Here is a 24,785-nt window from a genome sequence, read left to right on the forward strand (position 1 = left end):
CCTAAATTTATGTTGTAATCTAACATAAAGAACCATTTGTTAAATAAGATGACCATCAAAAAAGTATCATCCATGGCTAAACACGAAGACTTAGAACATATCCAACTTTCAAAGTCTTTCTTTATGTGTGATTAGCACCCTCATCCCCCGCCTTCTCCCAATGGGAGAAGGAGCTTCCATTGCGAATTAAATACCGTCATTAATTTAGTATTGGATGTTCCCTCTCCTTTTAGGAGAGGGCTAGGGAGAGGTAAACCATTTAAATTTCAAAATTTTAAATATAAAATCCACCAAAACACTTCACACCAAAAACAACATGACCATCAAAAAAGCATCCTCAATTGGCAAACTTGAAGACTTAGGACGTATCCAACTTTCAAAGTCATTTTTTATGCGCGATTTCCTCTATAGCGAAATCGCAAATTGGTACGGTGTACCTAACTTCCCCGACCATCCTGACATTGCGATTCGTATGGGCTCAAAACTCTGCGAAGAACTACTTGAACCACTGCAAGAAAAGTTTGGACGTATTGCCATTCGTTCCGCGTACCGTTCACCAAGCGTGAACCAAATCGGCAATGAAAAAGGACACAACTGCGCGAGCAATGAGAAAAACTTTGCAAGCCATATTTGGGACTATCCTGACGCAAAAGGCTACGGTGCAACGGCATGTATCGTCATTCCATCATTTTTAAAACTTTATGAAAAAGACCAAAGCAATTGGCAACAACTCGCCTATTGGATTCATAACCATCTGAACTATAGCCATTTGCAATTTTTCCCAAAACTCTGTGCTTTTAACATTGGCTGGCATGAACAACCCGCACGGGAAATTTATAGTTATATCCAACCGAAAGGCTATTTGCTGCGAGGTAAAGCGGTGAATGAGGGATTTGAGAAATTTTATCCTGATCTGATTTAATTTTTTAAGTTTCCCTCTACCCCCCGCCTTCTCCCAGTGGGAGAAGGTGCTTCCATTGCTAATTTAATACCGTTATGGATTGTTACTTACCTCTCCATTTAGTAGATGAACAGCACTGCTGCACAAGGGAGAGGTAAATATTTAACTTTTTAAAGCTATGTGAAAAACACCAAAGTCATTAATAATTGATAACAGCTAGCCTATTAGACTCATCATAATTTGAACTATAACCATCCATAACTTTTTATAAATCTAAATAAAAATATACAACTAAAGAATTTACAGCCTGCTTAAAACTGTCATTCCAATATGCTAAGGTAAATGAAAAATTGATATAAATCATATTTCAACAGAGGGTTACATCATGTCAAAACAAATTCTTATGCTCGTGGGCGACTATGCTGAAGACTACGAAACAATGGTACCTTTTCAATTTTTAGTTGGTCTTGGTTATACCGTTCATGCCGTTTGTCCTGACAAAAAAGCTGGCGACAGCATTGCCACAGCCATTCATGATTTTGAAGGTGAACAAACTTATAGCGAAAAACGCGGTCATAACTTTGCGATTAACTATGACTTTGATGCAGTTAACTCAGAAAACTATGTCGGCTTAGTGATCCCGGGCGGTCGTGCGCCTGAATATTTACGTATGAATACACGTGTGATTGAAATCGTACGCGAATTTGACGCGGCGAAAAAACCTATTGCAGCGGTTTGTCATGGGGCGCAAATTCTAGCGGCAGCCGATGTGCTAAAAGGTCGTACCTGTTCGGCTTACCCAGCATGTGCAGCCGAAGTTAAACTGGCTGGCGGTCAGTATGCAGATATTGCAGTCACGGATGCAGTGACCGACGGTCATTTAGTTACTGCTCCTGCTTGGCCTGCTCACCCTGCGTGGATGGCGCAATTTGTTAAAGCATTAGGCGCGACGATTACCATTTAATGCTTGAGTCACGAAACTAAAACGCATTGGATCATCATCCATTTAGGGTGAATCCATAAAAAATGCTCCTTGTATAAAAGGAGCATTTTCAAATCCACTGAACAATAAAATTAACGAACCACGCCCAACTTGTTCCAAAGCTCTGGCGTTAAAAATGTGGTAACCAATTTATTTAAATCTACATAACGCAGTATGCCCTGTAACTGTTGTTTAATTTCAGGTTTTTTTAAAATTTCATCGCCTGTAATACTACCAAGTTCTTGAAAACTTTCGCCTACAGCCTGTAGACCGTCGGATTTAATTACAGCCTGCGTTTGTGTAGAACATTGCTCAACCAAGATTCGTTGCATGACCTGCGCCAAATTTTTATCGAGTTGCGTTTTTTGCGCATCGCTGACATTACTGTACTGTTTTAAATCTGGATGTGCTGCCAATGCAGAAAAGGTCCATTGTAAAACCGCCTTTTTATCCGCCGCAGTAGTCGATTTCACTAAACATTGACTGAGCTGATCGACCGTCGGACTCGCCAAACTCACCTGAGTCGTTCCGAGCATCATGAGCGTCAATAAAGCCAAACCTGTTGGTCGTGAAAAACGTAGATGTAATTTTTTAGATAAACCGTAAGCCATAGACCAAACTCCCAAAACTTGAGTCACCTTTGTATCATGAAGTGCTGTATTTGCTGTTTGGTCTATGTAACTCAACTATTCATTTTTGCTAGTAGCTGCATAGATGAGAGGATGAATCGTTGGCCTTCTATTCCAATACCAGTAAAAATGTCCATGGGTATCGAGCAAACTATGGGTGGTCAATGTCGATTTATTGCTATCCCCTCGCCAACATGCAAGTGCTGCATTACGGTTATTATGTAGGTCAATAAACTCAGGATTCGAATATTTGGGTTTCGCAGGAATATATAAAGCATCTCCGGGATTAACCCATAAATCTGCCAAGTAAATCTTGCCTAGATTTGGAAAATAGCGCCCTACTGAGATGACCAGTGGCAGTTGATCTTGATCGGTCGAGCAAAAAATATGCGGAAAGTCATGATGTTCTAAATCAGTAGCCACATAAGGAAATAAGGTTTTTCCACTACAGTCAGGCTTACCGCCATCTAGATAGGCAAAACAATGACCTGCCATCATGCCGTATTCATATTGAATCTCTGACAGTCGTTTTTGATTTGAATGAATCTGAATCGCTTCACCTGCCTGAACTAAGGTGATACCAAAAGCTGCAGCGGTTTCTCTGGTCGCAACCAATGGCATAAACTCGAAGTGTTGCCCTTCAAATTCAAGCTCCGTTTGCTCCTCCCAATTGGTAATTTTAGTCGAAATTTCGGAAGGCACATCGTAGGGATTTCCCATCGTCATTTTCGCATTGGTGGCTGACTCGGTAATTAAATGAATTCCTGCCCCAAGTGATGCTAAATATGTTGGATGCCCACGATCATTCAAAAAGAAGGGTGTTTGCTCGATATTGACTGTAATCTCTGTTAATTCTCGGTCAAATAATGGTGCATTAAAATAAGTTTCATTTACTGAACTCATGGTTTTTCCTTATTATTTTTTAAAATTTTATCTGAGTACATCATTGGATCAGGATAAAAGCTTATTTCCCCAAATGGCTTTTATCCTGTTGAAGTTTATTTCATACGATTCAACATATTTTTTGCCCCTGCGTGGTTATAGTTGGTCGCTAAGTTTTGTAGGATGCCTTTTGCTCTTGCATTGGCGTTTGGATAACTTTTGCTATATGCAGGCACTGAGGTTAAGCATTTTGCAACGAGCATACCTGATTCAGCATAGGCTCTATTGGCATTTGCACCATTTAATTTGCCATAGCTATAAGCGCGCTGTGCATTATTACAAGCGGTGACTTGGTTTTTTCCGGCATTCAGATCGCGTCGTGCATTCACATATAAGCGCATTTGTATCTGCTGAGATGTTTCAGCAACTGGTTTCACTATAGGTTTGTTTTCAGGCTCTTTGGCTTTGGTTTCTTTTTTAGTCTCTACTTCTTTTTTTGCTTCATCTTTCGCATTGCTTTTTGTTGTCGTTGCTTTTGCTTTTGCTTTGCTTGGTGTGGCTTTTTTAGCTACAGTTTCTTCTTGTTTATTATAGTTTTTGCGACGTTCTTCGGGTCCAATAATTGCTGTATACAAACTCACTAAGCGGGTTTCAGAACGGTCATTTGATTTACGCTCTGAAACGGGTTCAATTGCAACCATCCAGCGTTGTCCATCTGCCTGACTACACTGAAATACGCCTGTGCCCTGTTTTATACTGCTATAGGTCGCTAATAATTTACGACTCCATGCATTTTTGACTTGGTTCAAATTACTTTTATTCAGTTGAATAAATTTGCCATTTTTGGCTTGGCAGTAACTACTCATATTTTGCTTGGGTATCAGTGATTCTGCTTCAACATTTTTCTTTTGTGGTCCCCAATCATAGACGTATTCTTTCGCCTTCCCATTTGAACTATTTAGCCCTTTTTGATTGATCACATCTTGTGGTGTTGCATAATGATTAAATGAATTTGGGTTTAAACTCTGCATGGTTGTACAACCATGTAATGCAAATCCAATACTCCCCACCCATAACATTGCCTTTAAATTCACAGCAAAAATCTCAAAAATTTCACCCTTAAAAAATAGCGTAATTTAGTGCCTTTCACAATTTTATAATCTTGATTTTATTTATTATTTTTATAGCTTTAATCACTAAAATCGCATACGTATGAGATGTATACACATGTTGTTAATTTTAATTTGATGAATTTCACATTTTATTTAAGTGTATTTGTTTATCCTTGGTGAACGGTCATCATCGTTCCCTTTTAGGTTATTTCGCAAGCATTTATGTATCGCTATGTGCTTATCAAATCTGCCATCAGAACAAGCCTCTATTATTATTAATAATAATATAAAGCTGGGCCTATCCATGATTCGAGCGACAATATGGAATCGAGTAAAAAAACAGCTCATCTAAAAATATTAATCTATTGATTTTATTGAAATATATTAACTTAAAATTAAAGTCATAAAAAAACCTGCATTTTAGTGCAGGTCTATTTTAAACTTATAAAATCAATTATTAATTTTTTCTTCAAATGCTCTTAAACGCTTATAAATAGAAATCAGTTCGATAATGGTTGTCCATGAGGAAATCAGGTATTGGAAAGAATCACGTACACGCCCAAAGACATTTAATATTTGCATTAATATACCGAGCGTGATTGTTCCCGCTGCAATACTTGGGAACAATATAAAGAACCCATAAATATTATCAAGCTGCATATACCAAATACGAACCAGGTTGAAATAAGCATAGTGAAAATACAGTCTAAAATAATTAAATCGGACTTTAGTAAATAATTCTTTTAATGTGAGAGGGTCTGCTCGATCTGCATAATCTTCACCATAAACTAATTCTTTACGATATGCTGCTTCGACTTTTTGATTATTAAACTCCAAACCCGGTAGTTTATAACCCACCAACATTAAAATAACTGTCCCTAATACTGCCCAAAGAACTGCCGCCCAAACCAATGCATAGGCGATTTCCCCCACGACAGGTAATTTCTTTACATGTGTTGATAAAGTTAACAGCACAGGTAGAAATGCAATTAAGGTCATCACCGATTCAACTAAGCTAACCCCAAGTCCTTCTGTGGTTTTTGCAAAGCGCATCGTGTCTTCTTGAATACGCTGTGAGGCACCTTCGATGGTTCTCAGTTTTTCCCAATGCGCAGTATAAAAGTCATTCATTGCAGTACGCCAACGAAAAACATAATGACTGACGAAAAACAGGTTCAATACAGCCAGTGTGACATACACCATGGCCACATAGAGAAAAGTCAGTATCTCAGAATATAGCATCGTCACTTCGCCCCCACCACCTGAAAGCATTTTCTGGATCAGGTCATAGAATGGGTTATACCAAGCATTGATCACGACATTACATTCCACACTAAACCAAACATTAAATAGAATAAGTGCGGTTCCCCACACAGACCATCGCTGCCAAGGATTATCTGATTTAATCTTCCAAAAGGCTGCAAAAAGTGCCGTTGCTACAAAAAACCAAGCATAGAACCATAAAAATTTGGGGCTCCAAAATCGGCTAATACCAATAGGCAGCTCTGCTTGATGATAATTTGTAGCTAAACCAAACATCGTACCCCAACTATTGCCACCGCTATACCACAAGACAATATTGATCACGAACCATATAAGGAATGATCCAAAAAACCATTTTGGATTTGGAAAAAAAGATTTAAACATTGGTCCTACATTTCCCTGAATCTTTGTTTTTAGATTGAGTTGCTGATAATAAGTTTTATTTCATTAATTTTCTTGTTCAGATTGAAGATTTAATGCTGTTTAATCTGAAATTTAACAATCAAATACAAGACGACACATCTTTCGGTTAGCTTAAGGATGAAAACTGAAGTTCACCTTAAATTCATTATTGATCATGCCCTTTTGATGATCTGGTCATTGTTTGTGGAACAAAAAACACATCTTAGGACATATAATTACTGTTAAAAAGTTTGTCATATTTTAAAATTTTTTTTGATATCAACAGATTAAAAAACCATAATTTATTTAACCATTATTTAAACTTAAGTTATGGAAATCTCTAAAATATTTTCTGCGATGGAGCTCACGTCATTTACAAAACATGTTTCTTCACCAATAATATGCTAAGTTCAATTAACAACCTATGCTTGGGGAAGTAAAATGGAAAGTGCAATTGTTGAATTACTCAAACCAATTACATTAAATAAAGAAAATTGCAGTCCTTTGGTTTTTGAAACTGGTACCGTTCTGAAAGTGATTATGCAAACGCCAGAAGGCCTTTTGGTAAGTAATGATGATAAATTTAACTTTATGATTTCATTCAAAGATAAGAATGATGTTTGGCGCGAAATTTAATTTTGACGTTAAATCTTTAAATCTTTAAATCTTTAAATCTTCGAATTTTGCATAATAATGAAATTTAAAATTTACTGATCTAAAACGGCATTAAAATAATAAGGGACTGACGAGAGCAGTCCTGAATCAAATTGATCCCTCTTACTCATCTTCACTTTCAAACCATCATTTAAGACCCTTTTCTCAACTATCTTTCATTAATCTCATTTTTTTCTAACTTCTACTCCACTTTATTTCAAATGCAATCTATAGAAAGTGTTCTATTTAATTCATCTGAATCAAAGATCGAATTGAGTGGACGATTAAGGCTTATCTGTTGTTTTAAAAAATATTTTTTTGCTCAATTGATAGAAATAATTGGTGGTCAATATCACAAAAATCAGCCGTGATAGTTGAAACGCAACCACGATAGGCACAGCTAATCCAAGGGCTTTTGCCATTAAAGACATTTCTGCAATGCCGCCGGGAGATAAGCCTAAAACTAAAATCTTCCCATTAGCATGACTGATATACATCAAGAATAATGCAAACAGGATGGATAATCCTAATGCCAACAAATTCAAAATGGTCGTGATGGCGATGAATTTTTTATGGCTTTTTAAAAAGCCAAAAGGAAACTTTGTGCCTAATGACCAACCTATACATATTTGTCCAAAGGCCGTAAACCACGTCGGAAATTTTAATTCCAATGCTCCGAAAAATGAAAGAAATCCCACCATAACTAATGGTCCGAGAACCCACGCATTTAATACATTGAATTTTTGAAATATTTGCGCAATCAAGCAGGCTAGAGCAAATAAAAGAAGAATTTGCACAATTCCAAAGTGATCAATGATGTGTGGGTCTAGACTCACCCAATGAATATCAAATAATGCTGCTAAAACGATTGGTACAAGCACCACAAGTGCCACAATTCTTAAACTATGTGCAGCAACGACTTTATCTACTTGCGCATGGTGATGTTCTGCGATATTCACCATTTCACTGGCACTGCCGATTGCAGAAGAAAACCACGCCGTTGCCCAAACTAAACCATTGATACGATATTGTAATCCTGCGATAAGTGTTCCCAAAATCAATGACCATAAGATGCCGAGTACGATAAATATCCAATAGGCAGAAATAGCATGGACTAGCGCTGGGGTAAAATATAGTCCCAAAACCATACCAATAATGACTTGTCCCACTTTACGCCAATGCGGTGAACATGTGAGTGGTTGGCCTATACAACCAAACAATAAAGCCGCGAGTAATGGCCCGAGCAACCACGGTAAAGGGAGATGAAGTAAATTTGCGATGAGCGCACCGATCAGTGCGCATACCAATCCTTTGGCATTTAATTTTATGATTTCCATATGATCTAACAGCAATGGTCAGACTGACTGACCATTGCTTCTCCATTTAAGCTTTTTGCTTCTTAATGAATAGATATTTACGGACGATCGGTAGGATCAACAACAGTGCTGACATGACCCATAGTCCCATACTGATGTTACTGCTCCACAGAATACTGAGCTCACCTTGAGAAATGGAGAGTGCACGTCGTAGATTTGACTCCATCAATTCACCCAGTACAAAACCAAGAATCAGAGGTGCCAATGGAAAATCAAATTTTCGAAGGATATATCCAACAATACCGAGCCCCATACAAAGCACAAGATCGAAAACAGTGCTATGAATTGCAAATACCCCAACAAAGCTGACGGTTGCAATAATAGGAATCAAAATATAACTTGGAATCGAAAGTAAACGCGCAAAGAAGCCAACTAAGGGTAAGTTCAATACCAATAAGATAATATTCCCCACCATTAAGGATGCAATCAATGCCCAAACCAATACAGGCTGCTCTGTAAATAACTGCGGACCTGGGGTAATGTTATACATGGTCAAAGCACCCATCATGACTGCAGTTGTTCCAGAACCCGGCACACCTAAAGTCAACATTGGGACAAAAGAACCACATGCTGCTGCATTATTAGCACTTTCTGGCGCGGCCAAACCACGTAGATCACCTTTACCAAATTGACTACTATCCCCCGCCATTTTACGTTCAGTGGTATACGCCATGGCACTCGCCACACTGGCACCTGCGCCCGGTAAAATCCCTGAGAAAAACCCAATCAAGGATCCACGAATCATGGTGGCTAAAGCACTCAGAAACTCTTTGACATTAAATAATGAGCGTTTTCCTTGTTCTAAAACCACTTTGCCCATCGTGGTCCGTTCAAGCAGCAGTAGAATTTCACTGATACTAAATAAACCAATCACCACAGTTGTAAAGGCAATGCCGTCACTTAAACCCACACTATCAAATGTAAAACGATAAACACCAGTAATCGCATCCATACCCACGGTCGAAATTGCCAGACCGATCAGCGCCATGATTAACGTTTTAAATGGTTGCGTACTAACTAAACCAGTCAAGCAAACAATTGCAAAAACCATCAAGGCAAAGTATTCCGCTGGTCCAAAGGAAACTGCCCATCGTGCTAAAATCGGTGCAAATAAAACAATCCCGATAAAGGCAATCGTGCTACCAATAAATGAGCTAATAGATGAAAGGGATAAAGCAATACCTGCCTTACCTTGCTGAGCCAAAGGATAACCATCTAAAGTGGTCATAATTGCACCCGCATCGCCCGGCACATTCAGCAAAATTGCGGAAATTCGTCCACCATATTCACAACCGAGATAAACAGCTGCCAATAAAATTAAGGCACTATCAACGGGTAATCCTAAGGCATAGGCAAAAGGTAATAAGATGGCAACACCATTGATTGGACCCAATCCCGGCAACAGTCCGACAATCGTTCCAATAAATGCACCAATAAAAGCAATGAGTAAGTTTTGTGGTTGTAAGGCAACTTCAAAACCTGTCATTAAGAAATTAAATATGTCCATGTCGTTGTCATCCCTAACCCAAGAAGCCTAGTGGCAATGGCACATCCAAAACACGGTCAAACAGATAATAGGTACTTATACTTAGTACCAGACCAGTAATAATGACTGGCACTGTTTTACCGTTAAAAAGTTTCCCAACCGCGATGGTCATCAGTAGCGTTGCTGCGATAAATCCCAACCATTCGAAGCAAAGCGCATACAGTGACAATGCCAATGTACATAGAACAAGTTTGCCGATTAAATGCTTAGTCCAACCTAGTTCAACAGGTTCAAACATCATGGCTGGGCGCACAGTCAAATAAATGGCACTCACTGTAATTAAACCCATCAGTAAAATTGGAAAGGCTTTCGGTCCTACAGGATCGTAGGAAATAGGCGCTTCAAAATTGCATGCGTAAATTAATAAGAAAAAGCCGCAGACCGCAATGATGGCCGTAAGAATCCGTTCAGATTTCATCATCTATCCTCGAAAACAAAAAACTGAGTTGAAAAGGCGTTCAACTCAGCATCTTTGTTATTTTGATAATTTATATTCTTCTGATAATTGGCGCATTTCAGCCGTTTGCTTATAGACATAAGCACTGATTTCTTCACCCGTTAATTCAAATGGCAACAGATCCTGATTTTCTCGAACGGCATCAAATTTCTGATTGGTCATCATTTTATCAAAGGCATTTTTCCACCAAGCATATGCCTCATCACTGACCGTTGGTCCCATGTAGAAACCACGAATCACAGGCCATTCCAAGTCATAACCTTGTTCCTTCGCAGTTAATAACTTAGAAAATTTACCCGCTAAACGTTTATCTGAAAACACGGCTAAAACACGGATATTACCCGCTTCGAGATGCGAGCCAATTTCACTCACATTCCCCACACCCACTTGAATATGTTGACCTAACAAGGCTGTTAATACTTCGCCCCCGCCTTCAAGAGCCACAAAACTCATGTTGGCAGGATTTACCCCAGCCTTTTTAGCCAAAATTGCCGTTTGCATCCAATCTTGACCACCCACACTGCCAGCGCCACCAAAACTGATCCCTTTGGGATTTTCTTTTAGCGCCTTCATCAGATCATCCAGTGTTTTTAATGGCGAATCCTTATGCACTGCCACTAAACCGTAATCAACAGCTACACCCGAAAGCCACTTCACATCCTTTTCAGTAAAATTACCAAATTTACCTTGAGCCAAATTCAGTAAAGAACCAGTTGAAAATGCGATGACCGCATTGTTATTTGCTGGATCATTATTCACGATTTTATTGTAAGCTACGGCCCCAACGCCGCCTGGCATATACGTCACACGCATGGGGTCTTTTAATACTTCTGTTTCTTTAAAGCCGGATTGGATCAGCTTACAGGTCATATCAAAACCACCGCCCGGCTTTGCAGGTGCAATACATTCTGCACGTTTTGGATGACCAGGATCTTTTGAGGCATTGCCTGTGCCACAGCCAACGACTGCAATACTGGTGCAAGCGACGGCTAACCATTTTAATTTCTTCATTGTTAAAATATCCTTATAACGTTGTAGTCCATTTAAAAATTCAATTTTCTTACCTATAGCCATCATCGACCTCCATGGTCCGGTTGTGGTTTGGGTGCTTACTTGGTTTTTGAATTCGTTTTAAGTTTTGCGACACGTTCTTCGACGGCAAATTTTAGTAATGCGGCACTTCGGTAAAAGCCGTGCGCAAACTTACCAAAAGGGATCGTCAAGAAGAAAGTCATAACGGTTGCAAGATGAACAATCAGCAAGAGAGCCATTGCGGAACTATCGCGAAATACCAATAACGCCAGACCTGTAATGCTGATCAGCAATAAAAGGAAGATAAAACCACGGTCCATAGGTTTTTGTTTTGCATCACCATGCATCGGATGTCGTTTAATATTGAGATGAAGCAGCCCGATCGGTCCAATGATCAGACCAATACCGCCCAATGTACCTAAAATCACCGGTAAACTGGTGTAGGCATACGGTGCTTCTAAGCCTAAAAAGTAGTGATACATCGTCGCGACACTGGTTGCCATAAAGCAAAGTAAAAATCCATACATCGTAAAGTGATGGAAAACACGGCGGATTTGCGTATAACGATCATCTTCTTCATTACAGCCTTTACCATGTCCACCATCTAAATATTTTAAGGTCAGGACATTTTTTGACGCTTGTAAAATATCGGGTTGAGCAACGCCTTCTGGAATAATTTTTGAAGTTTGTTTCCAAAATTTTGCTATTCCCAAGCCCAAAAGCATAAAAGCTAAGATAAATACAGAACCAAATAACACGGCAAGAAAGTTATGCGGAAAAATTGCATAAAAATTCCCTTGATATTGACCAAAGATATTGGTGCCATTGAGCCAAACACCCAAGAGCATCAGTAATGCAAAAAATACCGACATCGCAGAAACTAGCGGAATTCCGGTCTTTTTATAAATCGCACCAAAAGATGCAGGAACTGCAAATTCTTGATAGGTTTCTAGGCGGACTTGTGCCATGGCTTGAGGAATATTGACGCCAAATTCATGCGGAGGCGCATACTGACAGGCATGTAAACATGCGCCACAGTTGTGACATAAATTTGCCATGTAATGAATATCGGCTTGAGTAAACTCAAGTCTTTTGGTCATTGCAGGGAAAACCGCGCAGAATGTTTCGCAGTAACGACATGCATTACAAATCTGTAAAGCCTGTTTTACTTGTTGTTCATGATCCGTGAGCTGCACAACTGGTATTAAGTTTTTAACATTTGCATTCATTCTTTAAACTCCCAGTTTAAACGCAGCTTGAGCCGCATTTTTTCCTGCAATCCGGCCAAATGTCGTTCCGATCGACATACCTACACCGGCCGTATAACCTTGCCCAAGTACATTGCCTGCCATCATTTCGCCTGCAACAAATAGATTTGGACTCGCGACATTTTCAAAGCGCACAGCGGCATCATCTTCGACTTTTAAGCCTAGATAGGTGAAAGTAATGCCCGGACGTAAAGCGTAGGCATAATATGGCGGTTGGTTTAAAGGAACAGCCCAATGTGTTTTTGCGGGCGTTAAATTTTCAGTATGGCAATTATCCAGTACCGTGTGATTAAACTCACCCGCCACACAGGCTTGGTTATAGTCCTTCACTGTTTGAACTAAAGTCGCAACATCTAGATTTAATTTTTCTGCCAACTCTTCGATCGTATCTGCCTTAGTACCTTCAAAGACTGGTGGCATAAAACGCCCAACCGATTTTGAATCAATAATTGAATACGCAATCTGACTTGGCTGTTTTGCAACTAAACGCCCCCAAATGGCATAACGTTTCGGCCAGAAATCTTCGCCTTCATCATAAAAACGTTGCGCATTTTTATTGACCACGATGCCGAGTGAAACACAGTCAATACGGGTGCAAATGCCACCATCGTAGAGAGGTGCGCGGGCATCAACTGCGACACAATGTGATTGAGATGGGTCGCCAATAATATCTGCACCCTGATCAATCATGAACTTTAATAAGTTGCCTTGGTTAAAACGTGTGCCTCGTATAATGAAATGATCTGCAGGCCATTCGCCATTTTCATTTTGTCCCCACGCTTCTTTTAACCATTCACGATTGGACTCAAATCCACCTGCAGCCAATACACATGAAGCGCCTTCGAAACGCGTGCCATCTTCAGCGATAGCCGCAATAAATGTCCCATCTTCAATAATCAGTTCATTGATTTTTGTGTTGTAGCGAATCTCGACCCCTAAATCTTTTGCACTTCTAAAATAGGCATTCACCAAAGCTTTACCGCCACCCATAAAAAAAGCATTGGTCCGTGCTACATGTAATGCACCAGATAATGGTGGTTGAAAATTTACCCCATGTTGACGCATCCAATTACGGCAAGTTGCCGTAGTTCGAATCACTAAACGCGCTAAATGCTCATTGGTTTTACCTGCAGTCACTTTGAGTAAGTCCTGCCAATATTCTTCTTCTGGATAGGCATCGACTAACACATCTTGAGGTTCATCATGCATACAACGCAGGTTACGGGTATGTTGTGAATTTCCACCGCGCCATTCCTTTGGTGCTGCTTCTAACAATAAAACTGAAGCGCCAGCCTCCCTTGCTGTCAATGCTGCACATAAAGCGGCATTCCCACCGCCAATTACAATTACATCATGCATTCGATGTCTTCCCTTTCGAATTTGATGTAATTTAAGACCAAAACTGCCTAGCGCTGTGATAGGCAACTTTTAAATAGGTGTTTAGTAAAATTAAATAGGCTAAAAGTCTAATAGTTCAGCGCTAGGCTATAAACCATTGTTGATCAACTCTTTAACACAACTTTTAATGGCTACTTTGGTTGCCAGACTGGCAGGTGATAGCTCTTCTTCAGCAATACTAATAAGATAATTAATTCGATCCAGCACTGGTTCGACTACTTTGAGTAAACAAATATCTGATTTGAGATAATCAAAATGTGCACTGACAGGTTGAATAGTCGCCATATTTAAGTTGCTGACACAGTTCATGAGTAAGTGTAAACCATCAACTTCATAATTTACGTCCAGCCCCTCAACCTTTTGATCTATGAATTTACGTAGACCATGTCGTTGGCTTGGTAGTACCAGAGGCAAACGATTCACATTTTCTAAATCAATTTTTCCATTTTCAATGCAGTGTTCAAAGCCATACCCTTTCAGTAAAGAACGATTTGCCATAAGAAACATTTGTTCTTTTAATAACGGTTGTACTGCCCAATTGGCATCGACATCTTGGGTAAAAATAATGGCAATGTCGAGCTGTCTTGAGTTGACTAAATTGGTTAAATTTCCCGAGAGACTTTCAACTAAATGAATTTTAATATCAGGATAACGCTCTGACATGAGCTGCATAAATGGTATGCCCAGAACTGACGCTATACTGGGTGAAAATCCAACGCTGACATGACCCGTCAGACGAGATGAGTGCGCCGCCTCAATGGCATATTGCACATGACGTAGAGAAAGTTGAGCTTGCTTAAAAAATGCTAAACCCGCTGGCGTGGGCGTCACACCTGTAGAATTTCGCTGTAATAAACGTGTACAAAGTTCATCTTCAAGTTTGGCAATCTGTTGACTGAGTGCCGATGTGCCAACCTCAAGTTTTTGTGCAGCTTTGCCTAAACTTCCAGACTCTACAATGGTGATGAAATATTTGAGCTGTTTAAGTTCCACTCACGCTCCTTAAGATTTTTTCAATGCTTCATGTTAGTTTTAACAATATAGAAGCAAAAAAAACAGAAAAATCATTCAAAAGAAGTATTGAATATAAAAAATATATTTTATGTATTTCGACACTTTAACTTGTCATATTCTACCTACTCAATTCACCTTTAGTCCCTCAAAAAAAATCCACTATCTTACCCGGCAAGATAGTGGATTCAGATTTAAGGAATAGGTTCTAGTAAGCCCACTGCACCAGCAGTCTAAAGAACCCTGCGACAAGCGCCAAACTCAAGACACCACCAAGCCATAGCACAATAAACCAGCCTGCTTGATTCAGTTTCATGATGATTCTCCTTAATGATAGCCATCATCGCCGACACGAACTTTGTCACGGAACACCCAATACGACAGTGCGGTATAGAACAAAATAATCGGTATCAGCACCAATGCTCCAATCAAGGCGAACAATTGACTGCTTTGCGGTGCTGCTGCCTGCCAAATGGTGACGGATGGTGGGATGATATTTGGCCATAGACTGATTAAGAACCCTGTATATGCCAGCACAACTAAGACAAGTGTATAAATAAATGGCGCAAATTCCTGACGTCTTTTACAGGCACGTAAAGCCAATAATGTGAAGATCAATACTAAAATCGGCACAGGACTAAAATAGTACAGTTGCGGCAAGCTAAACCAACGATTTGCAATCTCTGCATGTACCAATGGGGTGTAAATACTCACTGCAGCAAAAATCACAAATAAGGCGATAATCAGTTTTGGCATGAGGCTAAACATATGATTTTGAACACGTGCATCCGTTTTAAAAATCAGCCAACCACAGCCCAAGGTGGCATACAGCACCACTACAGCAATCCCAGTAAAAATTGAAAATGGGGTCAGCCAATCCAATCCGCCACCACTATAAATACCATTGGTGGTTTCAATCCCTTGGATATAAGCACCTAAAATCATACCTTGGAAGAATGATGCTAAGATCGAGCCCCAAATAAACGCTTGATCCCATAAATGTTTAGTGCGGTTCGCTTTAAAACGAAACTCAAAGGCGACACCACGGAAAATCAGTGAGATGACCATTAAGATAATCGGCATATACAGCGCAGAAAGCACAGTCGAATACACCAATGGAAATGCCGCAAATAAGCCTGCACCACCTAAAACCATCCATGTTTCATTGCCATCCCAAACTGGTGCAACGGTATTCATCATCACATCGCGTTCTTGGCGATCTTTTACTAAAGGAAAAAGGATACCAATCCCTAAATCAAAGCCATCGAGTACCACATAAATCAGCACACCTACAGCAATGATTACTACCCAAATTAAGGATAAATCAATCATGGTTTTTCTCCTGTGGTTGTACTTCAAGCGACTCATCAATGGTACTCATTGGACGATTTGATGCACGAATGACCTCACCATCGCTATGGGCTTGAGAATGAATGAACTGTGGTCCTTTAACCATCAATTTGAGCATGTAATAAATCCCAATACCAAATACGACGCAGTAGACAATCACAAAGATTATTAAGGTTAAACCGACTTGTTCTGCCGATACTGGTGACAAGGCATCTTTGGTACGCAGTACGCCATACACGACCCAAGGTTGACGACCGACTTCTGTGGTAAACCAACCAGCAAGCAAGGCAATAAAGCCTGAAGGTCCCATACATAAGGCAAATTTGTGGAGCCATTTTGACTCATAAAATTTCCCAGTTTTACGCAACCATGCACCCATCAGAGCAAGCAAAATCATCAAGACTCCCATACCGACCATAATGCGGAAGCTCCAAAATACTATGAGCGAGTTTGGTCGATCTTCAGGGGCAAATTCTTTTAAGCCTTTCACCTCTCCCTCTAAGGTGTGCGTCATGATCAGACTACCAAGGTTCGGAATGCCAATTGCATACTTGGTTTCTTCCGCCTCCATATCAGGAATACCGAACAAATATAACGGCATGCCATGATCTTTATTAGTTTCCCAATGTCCTTCAATTGCAGCAAGTTTCGCAGGTTGATGTTCTAATGTATTTAGACCATGCATATCCCCCACAAATACCTGTAAAGGTGCAAGTGCGAGAATCATCCACATCGCCATAGAAAATGATTTTTTTACTAAGGCATCACGGCGACCTTTGAGTAAGTGCCATGCTGCAGTAGCAGCGACCAATAAGCCAGATACAAGGAATGCTGCTAGAGCCATATGCGCTAAGCGATAAGGGAATGATGGGTTAAAAACGATAGCAAACCAATCTTGCGGCACTATAATGCCATTTTCAAAGCTAAAGCCTTGTGGAGTTTGCATCCAGCTATTGGAAGATAAAATCCAAAACATGGAAATACAGGTGCCAATTGCCACCATCAGTGTGGCAAAGAAATGGGTTTTAGGACCCACTCTTCCCCACCCAAACAGCATAATGCCTAGGAAACCCGCTTCTAAGAAGAAGGCACTCAAGACCTCATAACTGAGTAAGGGGCCAGTGACACTACCCGCAATACGAGAGAATTCACTCCAGTTGGTGCCAAATTGGTAGCTCATGACTACCCCTGAAACCACTCCCATTCCGAAAGACAATGCAAACACCTTGATCCAAAATTGGAACAGATCACGGTAAACGGGATCTTGTGTTTTAAGCCAACGCCATTCTAAGACCGCAAGAAAACTTGCTAGCCCAATGGAAATTGCAGGGAAAATAATATGAAAAGAAACTGTAAAAGCGAATTGAATTCGCGCCAATTCAAGTGCTGTCAAACCTAAATCCATGTCTATCACCTTATTGTGGAATTATGCGGTGAACCACTAACGGCCCATAATTTCGGGACTGCTTTAGGAAAGATAGATCAGTACGATGACGCAGACTGTTGTGAATCTGTTGGGATTTGATCAATTGTTTTAGCCTAATGATATAGGCGAACCGATTCTGTTCGCATCCGCTAAACGATGCAAAAATATAAAGTTTCATAAAATCACTCTTTAAATACCGAGGTAAATCAACAATTCAAATTGTTGGTCTGATTAGGATTTAAAGTGTGTGTGGAGGTGCCCTACCTTGTGGAAGTAAGTAAAGCCTTTGCAGCGAGAAATATACATGTCGGAAAGCATCTTTATAGAAACTAAGACGGACTTGAATCTTATCGATGATTTCAACTATCTCAAAATCAAAAGGTAGGACAACATCACCATAGACGGTACAGTATTGGCATTGATGGTTATGTCCATTGTGATCGTCGTGATTATGATCGTGGGTCAGATGATGAACAAGTTCGTTATACGTCTCATGTACGTGTTTGTGCTTTTCTGGGGACAGTAAATTATGTGTAATAGAGAGACATACCGGAGCAATTTGAAATTCTTCGGGTAATAGTGGTTGTAAATATACTGCGATTTGCAAAACTAAAGTTAAAATTGCAAAAAACAGTCCACTCTGTCTTAGCAACATATTCTCTCAACAGATGCCAACGAAAGCAAAAATACTTAAAAAGCAGTGATTCCTTGAAATCCGATCATACAAGTCAGCTTTATAGAATAAATATACCTAAAATACCAAGATCTTTAAAGTGAATATTCACTTTAAAGATCTAAATATGAATTTTTAAGATAAAGACATAAATAAGTCTTTAATAATTTGAAATACAATATTTTTAGGTTTTAAAAAAATTAAGCGGTAACTTTAAATACGACACCCCATTTTCTTCAGGTTCGGGAAATTGACCCGCTTTCATATTGATTTGAATCGATGGCAAAATCAGTTTAGGCATACTTAAAGTTGCATCCCGCTCATGACGCATCTGCACAAATTCAGATTTTGTAGTTCCCTCATGAATATGAATATTGTGCTCTTTTTGCGTTTGAATATCGGTTTGGCAGTGATATTCATCACGCGTTTTTGGCAAATAGTCATGGCACAAGAACACCCGGGTGGAGGCTGGCAATTGATACAGTTTTTGCACCGAATCAAATAAGGTATCTGCACTACCACGCGGAAAATCACAACGTGCTGTGCCATAATCTGGCATAAATAAAGTATCACCGACAAAAACTGCATCACCCACTACATAACTTAAACATGCAGGCGTATGACCTGGTGTCGGGATGTTATATGCCTCTAGCTCACCAATATGAAAATGCTCATGATCATCAAATAAATAATCAAATGGTTGTTGAGCATTAAACTGCTTGATATCTAAATTATAAATGGCACTAAAGGTTTCTTGCACCAAGGCAATATGATGACTCATGGCAATTTTGCCACCGAGTACAGATTTTAAATACTGTGCTGCAGTCAAATGATCGGCATGCACATGGGTTTCCAAAATCCAATCTACTTTTAAATCTTGTACTTTGACATATGCAATGATTGCATCAGCATGGGTGGTCGAGGTGGTTGCCGAAGCCGCATCATAGTCCAAAACACTGTCAATGATAGCGCAGCGCTTGGTTACCGGATCACTCACCACATAACTAAATGTATTGGTCGCTTGATCAAAAAAATCCTGAACAATCGGTTGTTGCATAATTAAGCTCCTGACCATTTACGGTGAATCAACACGCCTGCAAGCATCGCCCCTATAAAATATAAAACTTGATAATGTCCTAAGCCAATTAAGGTGAAACTTGGCGCTGGGCAAATGCCGGCAATCCCCCATCCTGCACCAAATATTAAGGCACCTATAATAAGCTTTGAATCAATTTTATTGTTACTTGGTAAATCAATCTGCTCATTAAATACTGTGGTTGGTGCACTGCTACGTACCGCTTTTTGGAATGGAATAAATGCCACAGCAATTGCCCCCATCATTACAAAGGCAAGGCTTGCATCCCAATTACCAAATATGTCTAAAAAATCGATCACTTTTTGCGGATTAGACATGCCAGAGAACATCAAACCCACTGAAAAAAGCGAACCAAATACAAAAGCTAAAAAGTTTTTCATTTTAGAATGCTCCAATCAAGTGACGAACGACATATACAGCAATAAAGCCTGCAAACATAAAGGTCATAGTTGCAATGATGGAACGTTTAGATAATCGGCTGATCCCACAAATACCGTGACCACTGGTACAACCAGAACCTAAGCGGGTACCAAAACCCACCAGTAAACCAGCAATAATCATCATTATTGGGCTAGCAGACACGATAATCTCTGGTTGTACAAAAAGACCATAAATAAATGGCGTGATGATCAAGCCTGAAAGAAACCACAGTGCAGGCGTTTTAAAAATCGTCTGTGGATTCAGTACCTGCGCAATCAAGCCACTGATGCCTGCAATACGCCCATGGACATACAAATAACCCACCACTGCTATACCCAACAGAGCACCACCAAGAAACGCTGTCACAAAATCATGCATAGTTAATGCGCCATAAAACAATATTTAAACTTATATTATATAATATTATATATTAATCAAGTCATTTTATGTTATTATCTCGATATACTTTGCTCCTTTTGCTTTTTATGATTCAGGTTAGACGTTATGAACATCGCATTCGATAACTTAAAAATTGAATTTACGCAGGTTGATACCGTTTCCAATTGTTTGAAAGTGTTATCAAATCCTGACCGTTTAAAAATTTTATGTGTGTTGATCAATGGCGAATTAAATGTTCAGCAAATTGAGGAATGTACCGATATTCATCAGCCGACCCTATCGCAACAATTGACCGTTTTACGGAACAATAAAATTGTTTCGACACGTCGCGAAGGCAAACAAATTTTTTATCAATTGGCAGACCCTAAAGTGCTGGGTATTATGCAAACGCTGTATCAATTGTACTGTCAGGAATAAACATTTTTGTGCATGCTTTTGTATGGAGGCTCAGCCAAGTTTAGTAAATCCAAAATGAGATGATCAGTAAAAATCCAGTCAGCATGGTCAATAAATTCAGCCACACGGGATGTTGGGTCTGATAATCCTCAATAAATTCCTGTTCGGTTAATGAGCTTAATCCTCGACGATATTGCAAAATTGAGGCAAAGTTCACCAATAAACCAAACACAATCACGGCAATGCCAAGCCATTGTCCATAGATAATTTTGTGCTGATATTGCTCAGGGTGCAGTAATTGTAGCAATACATTTGATTTTTCAATCACAAAACCAAAGGCAATCAGCGCTAAACCACTGCGGTTCCATGCCAATGCTGTACGTTCCAAAGCAAGCAATACGCGTGGATCTTGTAAATTTGACATCGAGTTTCCTGATTTCCTTATTTTAATGCTGAGCTTAACATGATCTCATAATAACTATTATGCTGGCTTGGTGACCCTCTCTCTGACTTATTTTTCAAAGACTTCTTTGAGATCACTCGGCATCCCTTGTGCTGATCGGAAATTCCCTGTGCTGTCACGCCAAGCAATGGATGGTGTGGAGAAGAAACCATATTTGCCCATTAAGCTTTGGTTAAAATCAATTTTTTCTGCAATCTCTAAAGGAATATTTTCAGCTGGTTTAAGACGATTTTTGCCACGATTGATATTAATGTCATTAAATACGGCTGTTGGATTTTTTGACATCAGTAAAGTTGCCACCTGAGCACGGCTTTCATCACGAATCACACCCACTTGAACATGACGCAATTGAACCTTGCCTGACTCTACCCAAGGACGTGCTTCTTGCCAAAATTTATGGCAATACGGGCAATTTGGATCAGAGAACACATAGACGATACGTGGTGCATCGCTTTTGCCATCTTGAATCCAAGTTGAACCTTCTAATGTTTTCCATACATCATCCAAAATGGCTTTTTTCATATGGGTTTCAATTTGGGTGTTTGAAAGATTATTGCCTTGGGTATCAAACAACTCACCTTTTATATAATATTTACCATCTTTAGAAATAAAAATGGTATTGGAATATTGATCTTCATGCCCTACCCAACCTGTTAAACCTTCGGGTGCAGGAATTTGTTTTACAAATTGAAAGCCTTCTTTTTCTAGTTGTTTTTTAATGGTATTCGGATTAGCACTGACACCACATGCCACCGTCAACAGTGTTCCGATGAATAAACTGGTTTTAAGTAAAGTATTCATGACGCATATCCTATGATTAATTTATGGATTCATTTTCTTTAAGTATTGTTGCAACATCGCTTGACTGATTTCGCCTTGATGACGCTCAATTAACTGACCTTGTGCATTAAAAAATAAGGTAGTGGGTAAACCTAAACTGTTCACTGCTTGTGGCATTTCAACCTGCATATCGAGCAAAATATTTTGAAAACTGAATTGATGTTTTGTGAGATAAGTACGGACTGTATCGACCTCTTCACCTTGATTGAGCATGACAAAATGCACCTCAGGATAATGATCCTGCGCACGCTGTAATACAGGCATTTCACGATGACAAGGCGGACACCAACTCGCCCATAAATTCACAACCGTCGGCTGACCTTGAAATTGTTCTAGCGCAATCATTTCTGACTGACCTTGATTGGCTAGGTTCAGACTTGGAAAACTCAAACTTGGATAATGGCTGTCTTGATGCGTGATTTTTTGTGCTGTCCATCCTGCCCCCACGAGCATGACAAAGATCAGCAATAATGTGGTCTTTGCTTTGTTCGCAATGGCTGAATTTCGCCACCAAAACCATGCACTTCCTATAATTATTCCGCCAATCAGATGAAACCCTTTGTCTTGAATTTTTAGCATATCAATGGGCGATGCGAGATAAGATTCCAGATTTAATCCAATAAAGACTAGGCGTGCACCTATTAATCCGATCCAAACACTGCTCCAAATCGAATCTTGAAAACGCTGTTGGATTTCGGTTGACCACTGTGCTTGTTGCCCGATTTTTCGTCCAACCATGGCAGTGATCAGCAAAGCCAACACCAAACATAACAATCCCCAAGGCAACATGAATGGTCCAAGATGCAAGGCTTCATTTGAAATCATCGCTGTGCTCCTACCTTAAGTCGGTTCAAGAGTTGCTCTGCACTAAAGGTACCCGTCAAACGTAGATTGCGCTGTTCCTGATGCTCTGTATCTAAGAAAATTAAGGTCGGTGGCCCTAAAATTTGCCATTGTTTTAGTATGACATCCTGACTTACTTCGTATTCTGTTAAGTCGAGTTTGATCCGAGCAACATGTGCTAAACCAGCTTGTACATCGGCACGAGGCATCACCTCTTTTTCAATCGGCTGACAAGCCACACACCAATCAGCATACACATCGATGAGTACTGCTTGTCCTTTGACTTTATTGAGTGCCTGTTCAAGCTCAGCTTGGGTACGTACTTTTTGCCATGCGACTAATGATGTGGCTTGTGTTGTACTCAGTTGTGACCATGCTTGCGTGATATACCATCCACCGGATATTGCAGTAGCTAAGCTCATAACAATAAACAGTAGTTGCGTCGGCATCTGCGAAATATGCGGACGTATCTTCCATAAAATGTAAACCGTGATATCGATGAATAAGAGTCCCATCAACGTCAAATAAACCACGCTCGGCAGTAAAGGACGTAGGAAATACACCGCCAACAACAGCATGACAAAACCAAAAGTGAATTTCAGACGATCCATCCATACGCCCGGTTTGGGTAAGTACTGTGCACCAAACACACAAGCAATCAACAATGGTAAGCCCACACCTAGACCTAGAATAAACAGGTAACTAGCCCCCATCCACGGTTCAGGCAATTGCGCAACAAACAGCAAAGCCCCTGCCAATGGCGCACTCATACAGGGTCCGACAATTAGCGCAGAGATCATGCCCATAATGAATGAACCCCATAAGGTTCCACCTTTTTGTCGTTGTTGCCATTGATCTAAACGCTGTAATACACCTTGTGGTAAAGACAACTGGAATACGCCAAATAAATTCAATGCAAATAGCACGAACATCACGGCAAATAACCCAATAAATATGGGACTTTGTAACCAACGTTGGAAGTTATAGCCGAGTCCTGCCACAGCTAAACCCATCAAGGCATAAATCAATGCCATTCCGACCACAAAGACACCTGCAATCATGCCGGCACGATAGCCACGATGACGTTGTACCAAAATACTGGATAAGATCGGAATCAGTGGTAAGGAACATGGTAAGAATGCGAGCAATACACCTAAACCTAAAAAAATGATCAGATTCAGTGCAATATTGTCTGTTGAAAGTAAATGAAAGAAGTACTGATCATTGTTCCAATCGGCCTGCTTCGTGCGCTGTTCAGCATTCCTTGTAGTCACAGATTCAGAACTTGCCTGCATCATCAAGGCATCATCTAGCTCTGGCGCACTGGCTTCGCTAGGTCCTGTTAATGCAGTCGGTTCAGAAGATGGATTTAAGCCATTTTCATCCTCTTTGACTTCTGCTGTATTTGCTGGCGTTACAACTGTTACAGTTTCAGTGTTTTTCGCCTGTAGTTCTACAGGTATTGCAGTATTGGGTAATGAGGTGGATGTGACTGCATCTAATAATTTCTTTTGCGTTGTGCTTTGCTGACTCAGCTTGCTTTCAGGCAATAATCCATCGGCATCGGTGTGAATGGTTGTACGCTGTACTGGATAACATAAGCCACTTTCGGCACAGCCTTGCCATTCAATTTTATAGCTTTGATTGGGTTGCATGGCGACAGTCGCTTGCACTTGACCATAATGTACGTCGGTCATGCCGAAATTGGGATCATCTTTTTGCTGTGGACGAGGCAGTTGCAGTGATAATGCTTTGCCATTTTCAATGACTTTAAGCTGATCATGATATAGATAATATCCATCAGCAATACGCCACGTGAAACTGGCTTTGTCTTGAGCTGTGGATACAGCCTGAAAAGCAAATGCTTGATCAGGAGGTAAAAAATCAGCCAATGCGCTTTGCATACTCAAAATACTGAATATTCCACACACCCCTGCTAACCCTATACGCATAGATGACTTTAATA

General features: G+C 40.0%; 26 protein-coding genes and 1 pseudogene. 5 read left to right on the top strand and 22 right to left on the bottom strand.

Features of this window, described 5'->3' with window-relative positions; genetic code table 11:
* Positions 1-316: 316 nt before the first annotated feature.
* The gene (locus LXF01_RS12410; RefSeq protein ID WP_233944458.1) at positions 317-922 is read left to right on the top strand and encodes a hypothetical protein; all 606 of its coding nucleotides are present in this window, start codon (positions 317-319) and stop codon (positions 920-922) included.
* A 364-nt stretch (positions 923-1,286) separates the two neighbouring features.
* Positions 1,287-1,865, top strand: coding sequence for a DJ-1/PfpI family protein (locus tag LXF01_RS12415; protein ID WP_168379042.1), 579 nt, complete (start codon positions 1,287-1,289; stop codon positions 1,863-1,865).
* Positions 1,866-1,975: 110 nt separating this feature from the next.
* Here the strand turns inward: LXF01_RS12415 and LXF01_RS12420 are convergent, their stop codons facing one another.
* The 3 genes from LXF01_RS12420 to LXF01_RS12430 all read right to left on the bottom strand — a co-directional run bounded on the left by LXF01_RS12420 (position 1,976) and on the right by LXF01_RS12430 (position 4,488).
* Positions 1,976-2,422 carry a hypothetical protein gene (locus LXF01_RS12420; protein ID WP_233945471.1) on the bottom strand — a complete coding sequence of 149 codons (447 nt, stop codon included), beginning with the start codon at positions 2,420-2,422 and terminating at the stop codon, positions 1,976-1,978.
* Positions 2,423-2,569: 147 nt separating this feature from the next.
* A complete protein-coding gene (locus tag LXF01_RS12425; protein ID WP_233944459.1) occupies positions 2,570-3,415 on the bottom strand; it encodes a hypothetical protein in 846 nt (281 codons plus the stop codon).
* 95 nt (positions 3,416-3,510) lie between these two features.
* Positions 3,511-4,488 carry a hypothetical protein gene (locus LXF01_RS12430; protein WP_233944460.1) on the bottom strand — a complete coding sequence of 326 codons (978 nt, stop codon included), beginning with the start codon at positions 4,486-4,488 and terminating at the stop codon, positions 3,511-3,513.
* Positions 4,489-4,676: 188 nt separating this feature from the next.
* Between LXF01_RS12430 and LXF01_RS17610 the strand changes: the two are divergent.
* A pseudogene (locus LXF01_RS17610) lies at positions 4,677-4,796 on the top strand (IS982 family transposase); the annotation flags it as partial.
* 160 nt (positions 4,797-4,956) lie between these two features.
* On the opposite strand, the gene sbmA reads toward LXF01_RS17610, so the two are convergent.
* A complete protein-coding gene (gene sbmA, locus LXF01_RS12435; RefSeq protein ID WP_233944461.1) occupies positions 4,957-6,153 on the bottom strand; it encodes a peptide antibiotic transporter SbmA in 1,197 nt (398 codons plus the stop codon).
* A gap of 459 nt (positions 6,154-6,612) precedes the next feature.
* Between sbmA and LXF01_RS12440 the strand changes: the two genes are divergently transcribed.
* Complete coding sequence (locus LXF01_RS12440) at positions 6,613-6,807, top strand: hypothetical protein (protein ID WP_078193067.1); 195 nt, start codon at positions 6,613-6,615, stop codon at positions 6,805-6,807.
* A 302-nt stretch (positions 6,808-7,109) separates the two neighbouring features.
* On the opposite strand, the gene LXF01_RS12445 is transcribed toward LXF01_RS12440, so the two are convergent.
* The 14 genes from LXF01_RS12445 to LXF01_RS12510 form a co-directional block, all read right to left on the bottom strand.
* The gene (locus LXF01_RS12445) at positions 7,110-8,162 is read right to left on the bottom strand and encodes an AbrB family transcriptional regulator (protein ID WP_233944462.1); all 1,053 of its coding nucleotides are present in this window, start codon (positions 8,160-8,162) and stop codon (positions 7,110-7,112) included.
* A 46-nt stretch (positions 8,163-8,208) separates the two neighbouring features.
* Positions 8,209-9,708, bottom strand: coding sequence for a tripartite tricarboxylate transporter permease (locus tag LXF01_RS12450; protein WP_233944463.1), 1,500 nt, complete (start codon positions 9,706-9,708; stop codon positions 8,209-8,211).
* A 13-nt stretch (positions 9,709-9,721) separates the two neighbouring features.
* On the bottom strand, positions 9,722-10,168 hold the full coding sequence (locus tag LXF01_RS12455; protein WP_233944464.1) for a tripartite tricarboxylate transporter TctB family protein: 447 nt from the start codon (positions 10,166-10,168) through the stop codon (positions 9,722-9,724).
* Positions 10,169-10,222: 54 nt separating this feature from the next.
* Positions 10,223-11,278, bottom strand: coding sequence for a Bug family tripartite tricarboxylate transporter substrate binding protein (locus LXF01_RS12460; RefSeq protein ID WP_233945472.1), 1,056 nt, complete (start codon positions 11,276-11,278; stop codon positions 10,223-10,225).
* Positions 11,279-11,313: 35 nt separating this feature from the next.
* A complete protein-coding gene (gene tcuB, locus LXF01_RS12465) occupies positions 11,314-12,465 on the bottom strand; it encodes a tricarballylate utilization 4Fe-4S protein TcuB (protein WP_180129818.1) in 1,152 nt (383 codons plus the stop codon).
* Positions 12,466-12,468: 3 nt separating this feature from the next.
* Positions 12,469-13,863, bottom strand: coding sequence for an FAD-dependent tricarballylate dehydrogenase TcuA (gene tcuA / locus LXF01_RS12470; RefSeq protein ID WP_233944465.1), 1,395 nt, complete (start codon positions 13,861-13,863; stop codon positions 12,469-12,471).
* Positions 13,864-13,989: 126 nt separating this feature from the next.
* Positions 13,990-14,895: a LysR family transcriptional regulator gene (locus tag LXF01_RS12475; RefSeq protein WP_233944466.1), complete on the bottom strand. Its 906-nt coding sequence runs from the start codon at positions 14,893-14,895 to the stop codon at positions 13,990-13,992.
* 226 nt (positions 14,896-15,121) lie between these two features.
* Entirely contained in the window at positions 15,122-15,229 is a 108-nt protein-coding gene (locus LXF01_RS12480) for a DUF2474 family protein (protein ID WP_111886050.1), read from the bottom strand.
* Between the two features lie 11 nt (positions 15,230-15,240).
* Positions 15,241-16,245 carry a cytochrome d ubiquinol oxidase subunit II gene (gene cydB, locus LXF01_RS12485; RefSeq protein WP_078193076.1) on the bottom strand — a complete coding sequence of 335 codons (1,005 nt, stop codon included), beginning with the start codon at positions 16,243-16,245 and terminating at the stop codon, positions 15,241-15,243.
* The gene (locus LXF01_RS12490) at positions 16,238-17,668 is read right to left on the bottom strand and encodes a cytochrome ubiquinol oxidase subunit I (RefSeq protein ID WP_180115464.1); all 1,431 of its coding nucleotides are present in this window, start codon (positions 17,666-17,668) and stop codon (positions 16,238-16,240) included. Before LXF01_RS12490 ends, cydB begins: the two co-directional genes overlap by 8 nt.
* 259 nt (positions 17,669-17,927) lie before the next feature.
* Positions 17,928-18,341 (bottom strand): DUF2946 domain-containing protein, encoded by a 414-nt coding sequence (locus LXF01_RS12495; protein WP_078193302.1) that lies wholly within the window; start codon positions 18,339-18,341, stop codon positions 17,928-17,930.
* A 205-nt stretch (positions 18,342-18,546) separates the two neighbouring features.
* Positions 18,547-19,422: an MBL fold metallo-hydrolase gene (locus LXF01_RS12500; RefSeq protein WP_233945473.1), complete on the bottom strand. Its 876-nt coding sequence runs from the start codon at positions 19,420-19,422 to the stop codon at positions 18,547-18,549.
* Positions 19,422-19,838 carry a DUF6691 family protein gene (locus tag LXF01_RS12505; protein ID WP_180092321.1) on the bottom strand — a complete coding sequence of 139 codons (417 nt, stop codon included), beginning with the start codon at positions 19,836-19,838 and terminating at the stop codon, positions 19,422-19,424. Before LXF01_RS12505 ends, LXF01_RS12500 begins: the two co-directional genes overlap by 1 nt.
* 1 nt (position 19,839) lies before the next feature.
* A complete protein-coding gene (locus LXF01_RS12510; protein WP_180129832.1) occupies positions 19,840-20,256 on the bottom strand; it encodes a YeeE/YedE family protein in 417 nt (138 codons plus the stop codon).
* 126 nt (positions 20,257-20,382) lie between these two features.
* On the opposite strand from LXF01_RS12510, the gene LXF01_RS12515 reads away from it, so the two are divergent.
* Positions 20,383-20,694 carry an ArsR/SmtB family transcription factor gene (locus tag LXF01_RS12515; RefSeq protein WP_078193081.1) on the top strand — a complete coding sequence of 104 codons (312 nt, stop codon included), beginning with the start codon at positions 20,383-20,385 and terminating at the stop codon, positions 20,692-20,694.
* 40 nt (positions 20,695-20,734) lie between these two features.
* Here LXF01_RS12515 and LXF01_RS12520 read toward each other — a convergent pair whose 3' ends face one another.
* From LXF01_RS12520 to dsbD, 4 genes are all read right to left on the bottom strand, one after another.
* A complete protein-coding gene (locus LXF01_RS12520) occupies positions 20,735-21,097 on the bottom strand; it encodes a YidH family protein (RefSeq protein WP_233944467.1) in 363 nt (120 codons plus the stop codon).
* 87 nt (positions 21,098-21,184) lie between these two features.
* Entirely contained in the window at positions 21,185-21,937 is a 753-nt protein-coding gene (dsbG, locus tag LXF01_RS12525; RefSeq protein ID WP_233944468.1) for a thiol:disulfide interchange protein DsbG, read from the bottom strand.
* 21 nt (positions 21,938-21,958) lie between these two features.
* Positions 21,959-22,801, bottom strand: coding sequence for a TlpA disulfide reductase family protein (locus LXF01_RS12530; RefSeq protein ID WP_233944469.1), 843 nt, complete (start codon positions 22,799-22,801; stop codon positions 21,959-21,961).
* Positions 22,798-24,771, bottom strand: a complete 1,974-nt coding sequence (dsbD, locus tag LXF01_RS12535; protein ID WP_233944470.1) for a protein-disulfide reductase DsbD — start codon at positions 24,769-24,771, stop codon at positions 22,798-22,800. Before dsbD ends, LXF01_RS12530 begins: the two co-directional genes overlap by 4 nt.
* Between the last annotated feature and the right edge of the window lie 14 nt (positions 24,772-24,785).

The organism is Acinetobacter sp. SH20PTE14 (genome assembly GCF_021391555.1).
GTDB lineage: Bacteria > Pseudomonadota > Gammaproteobacteria > Pseudomonadales > Moraxellaceae > Acinetobacter > Acinetobacter amyesii.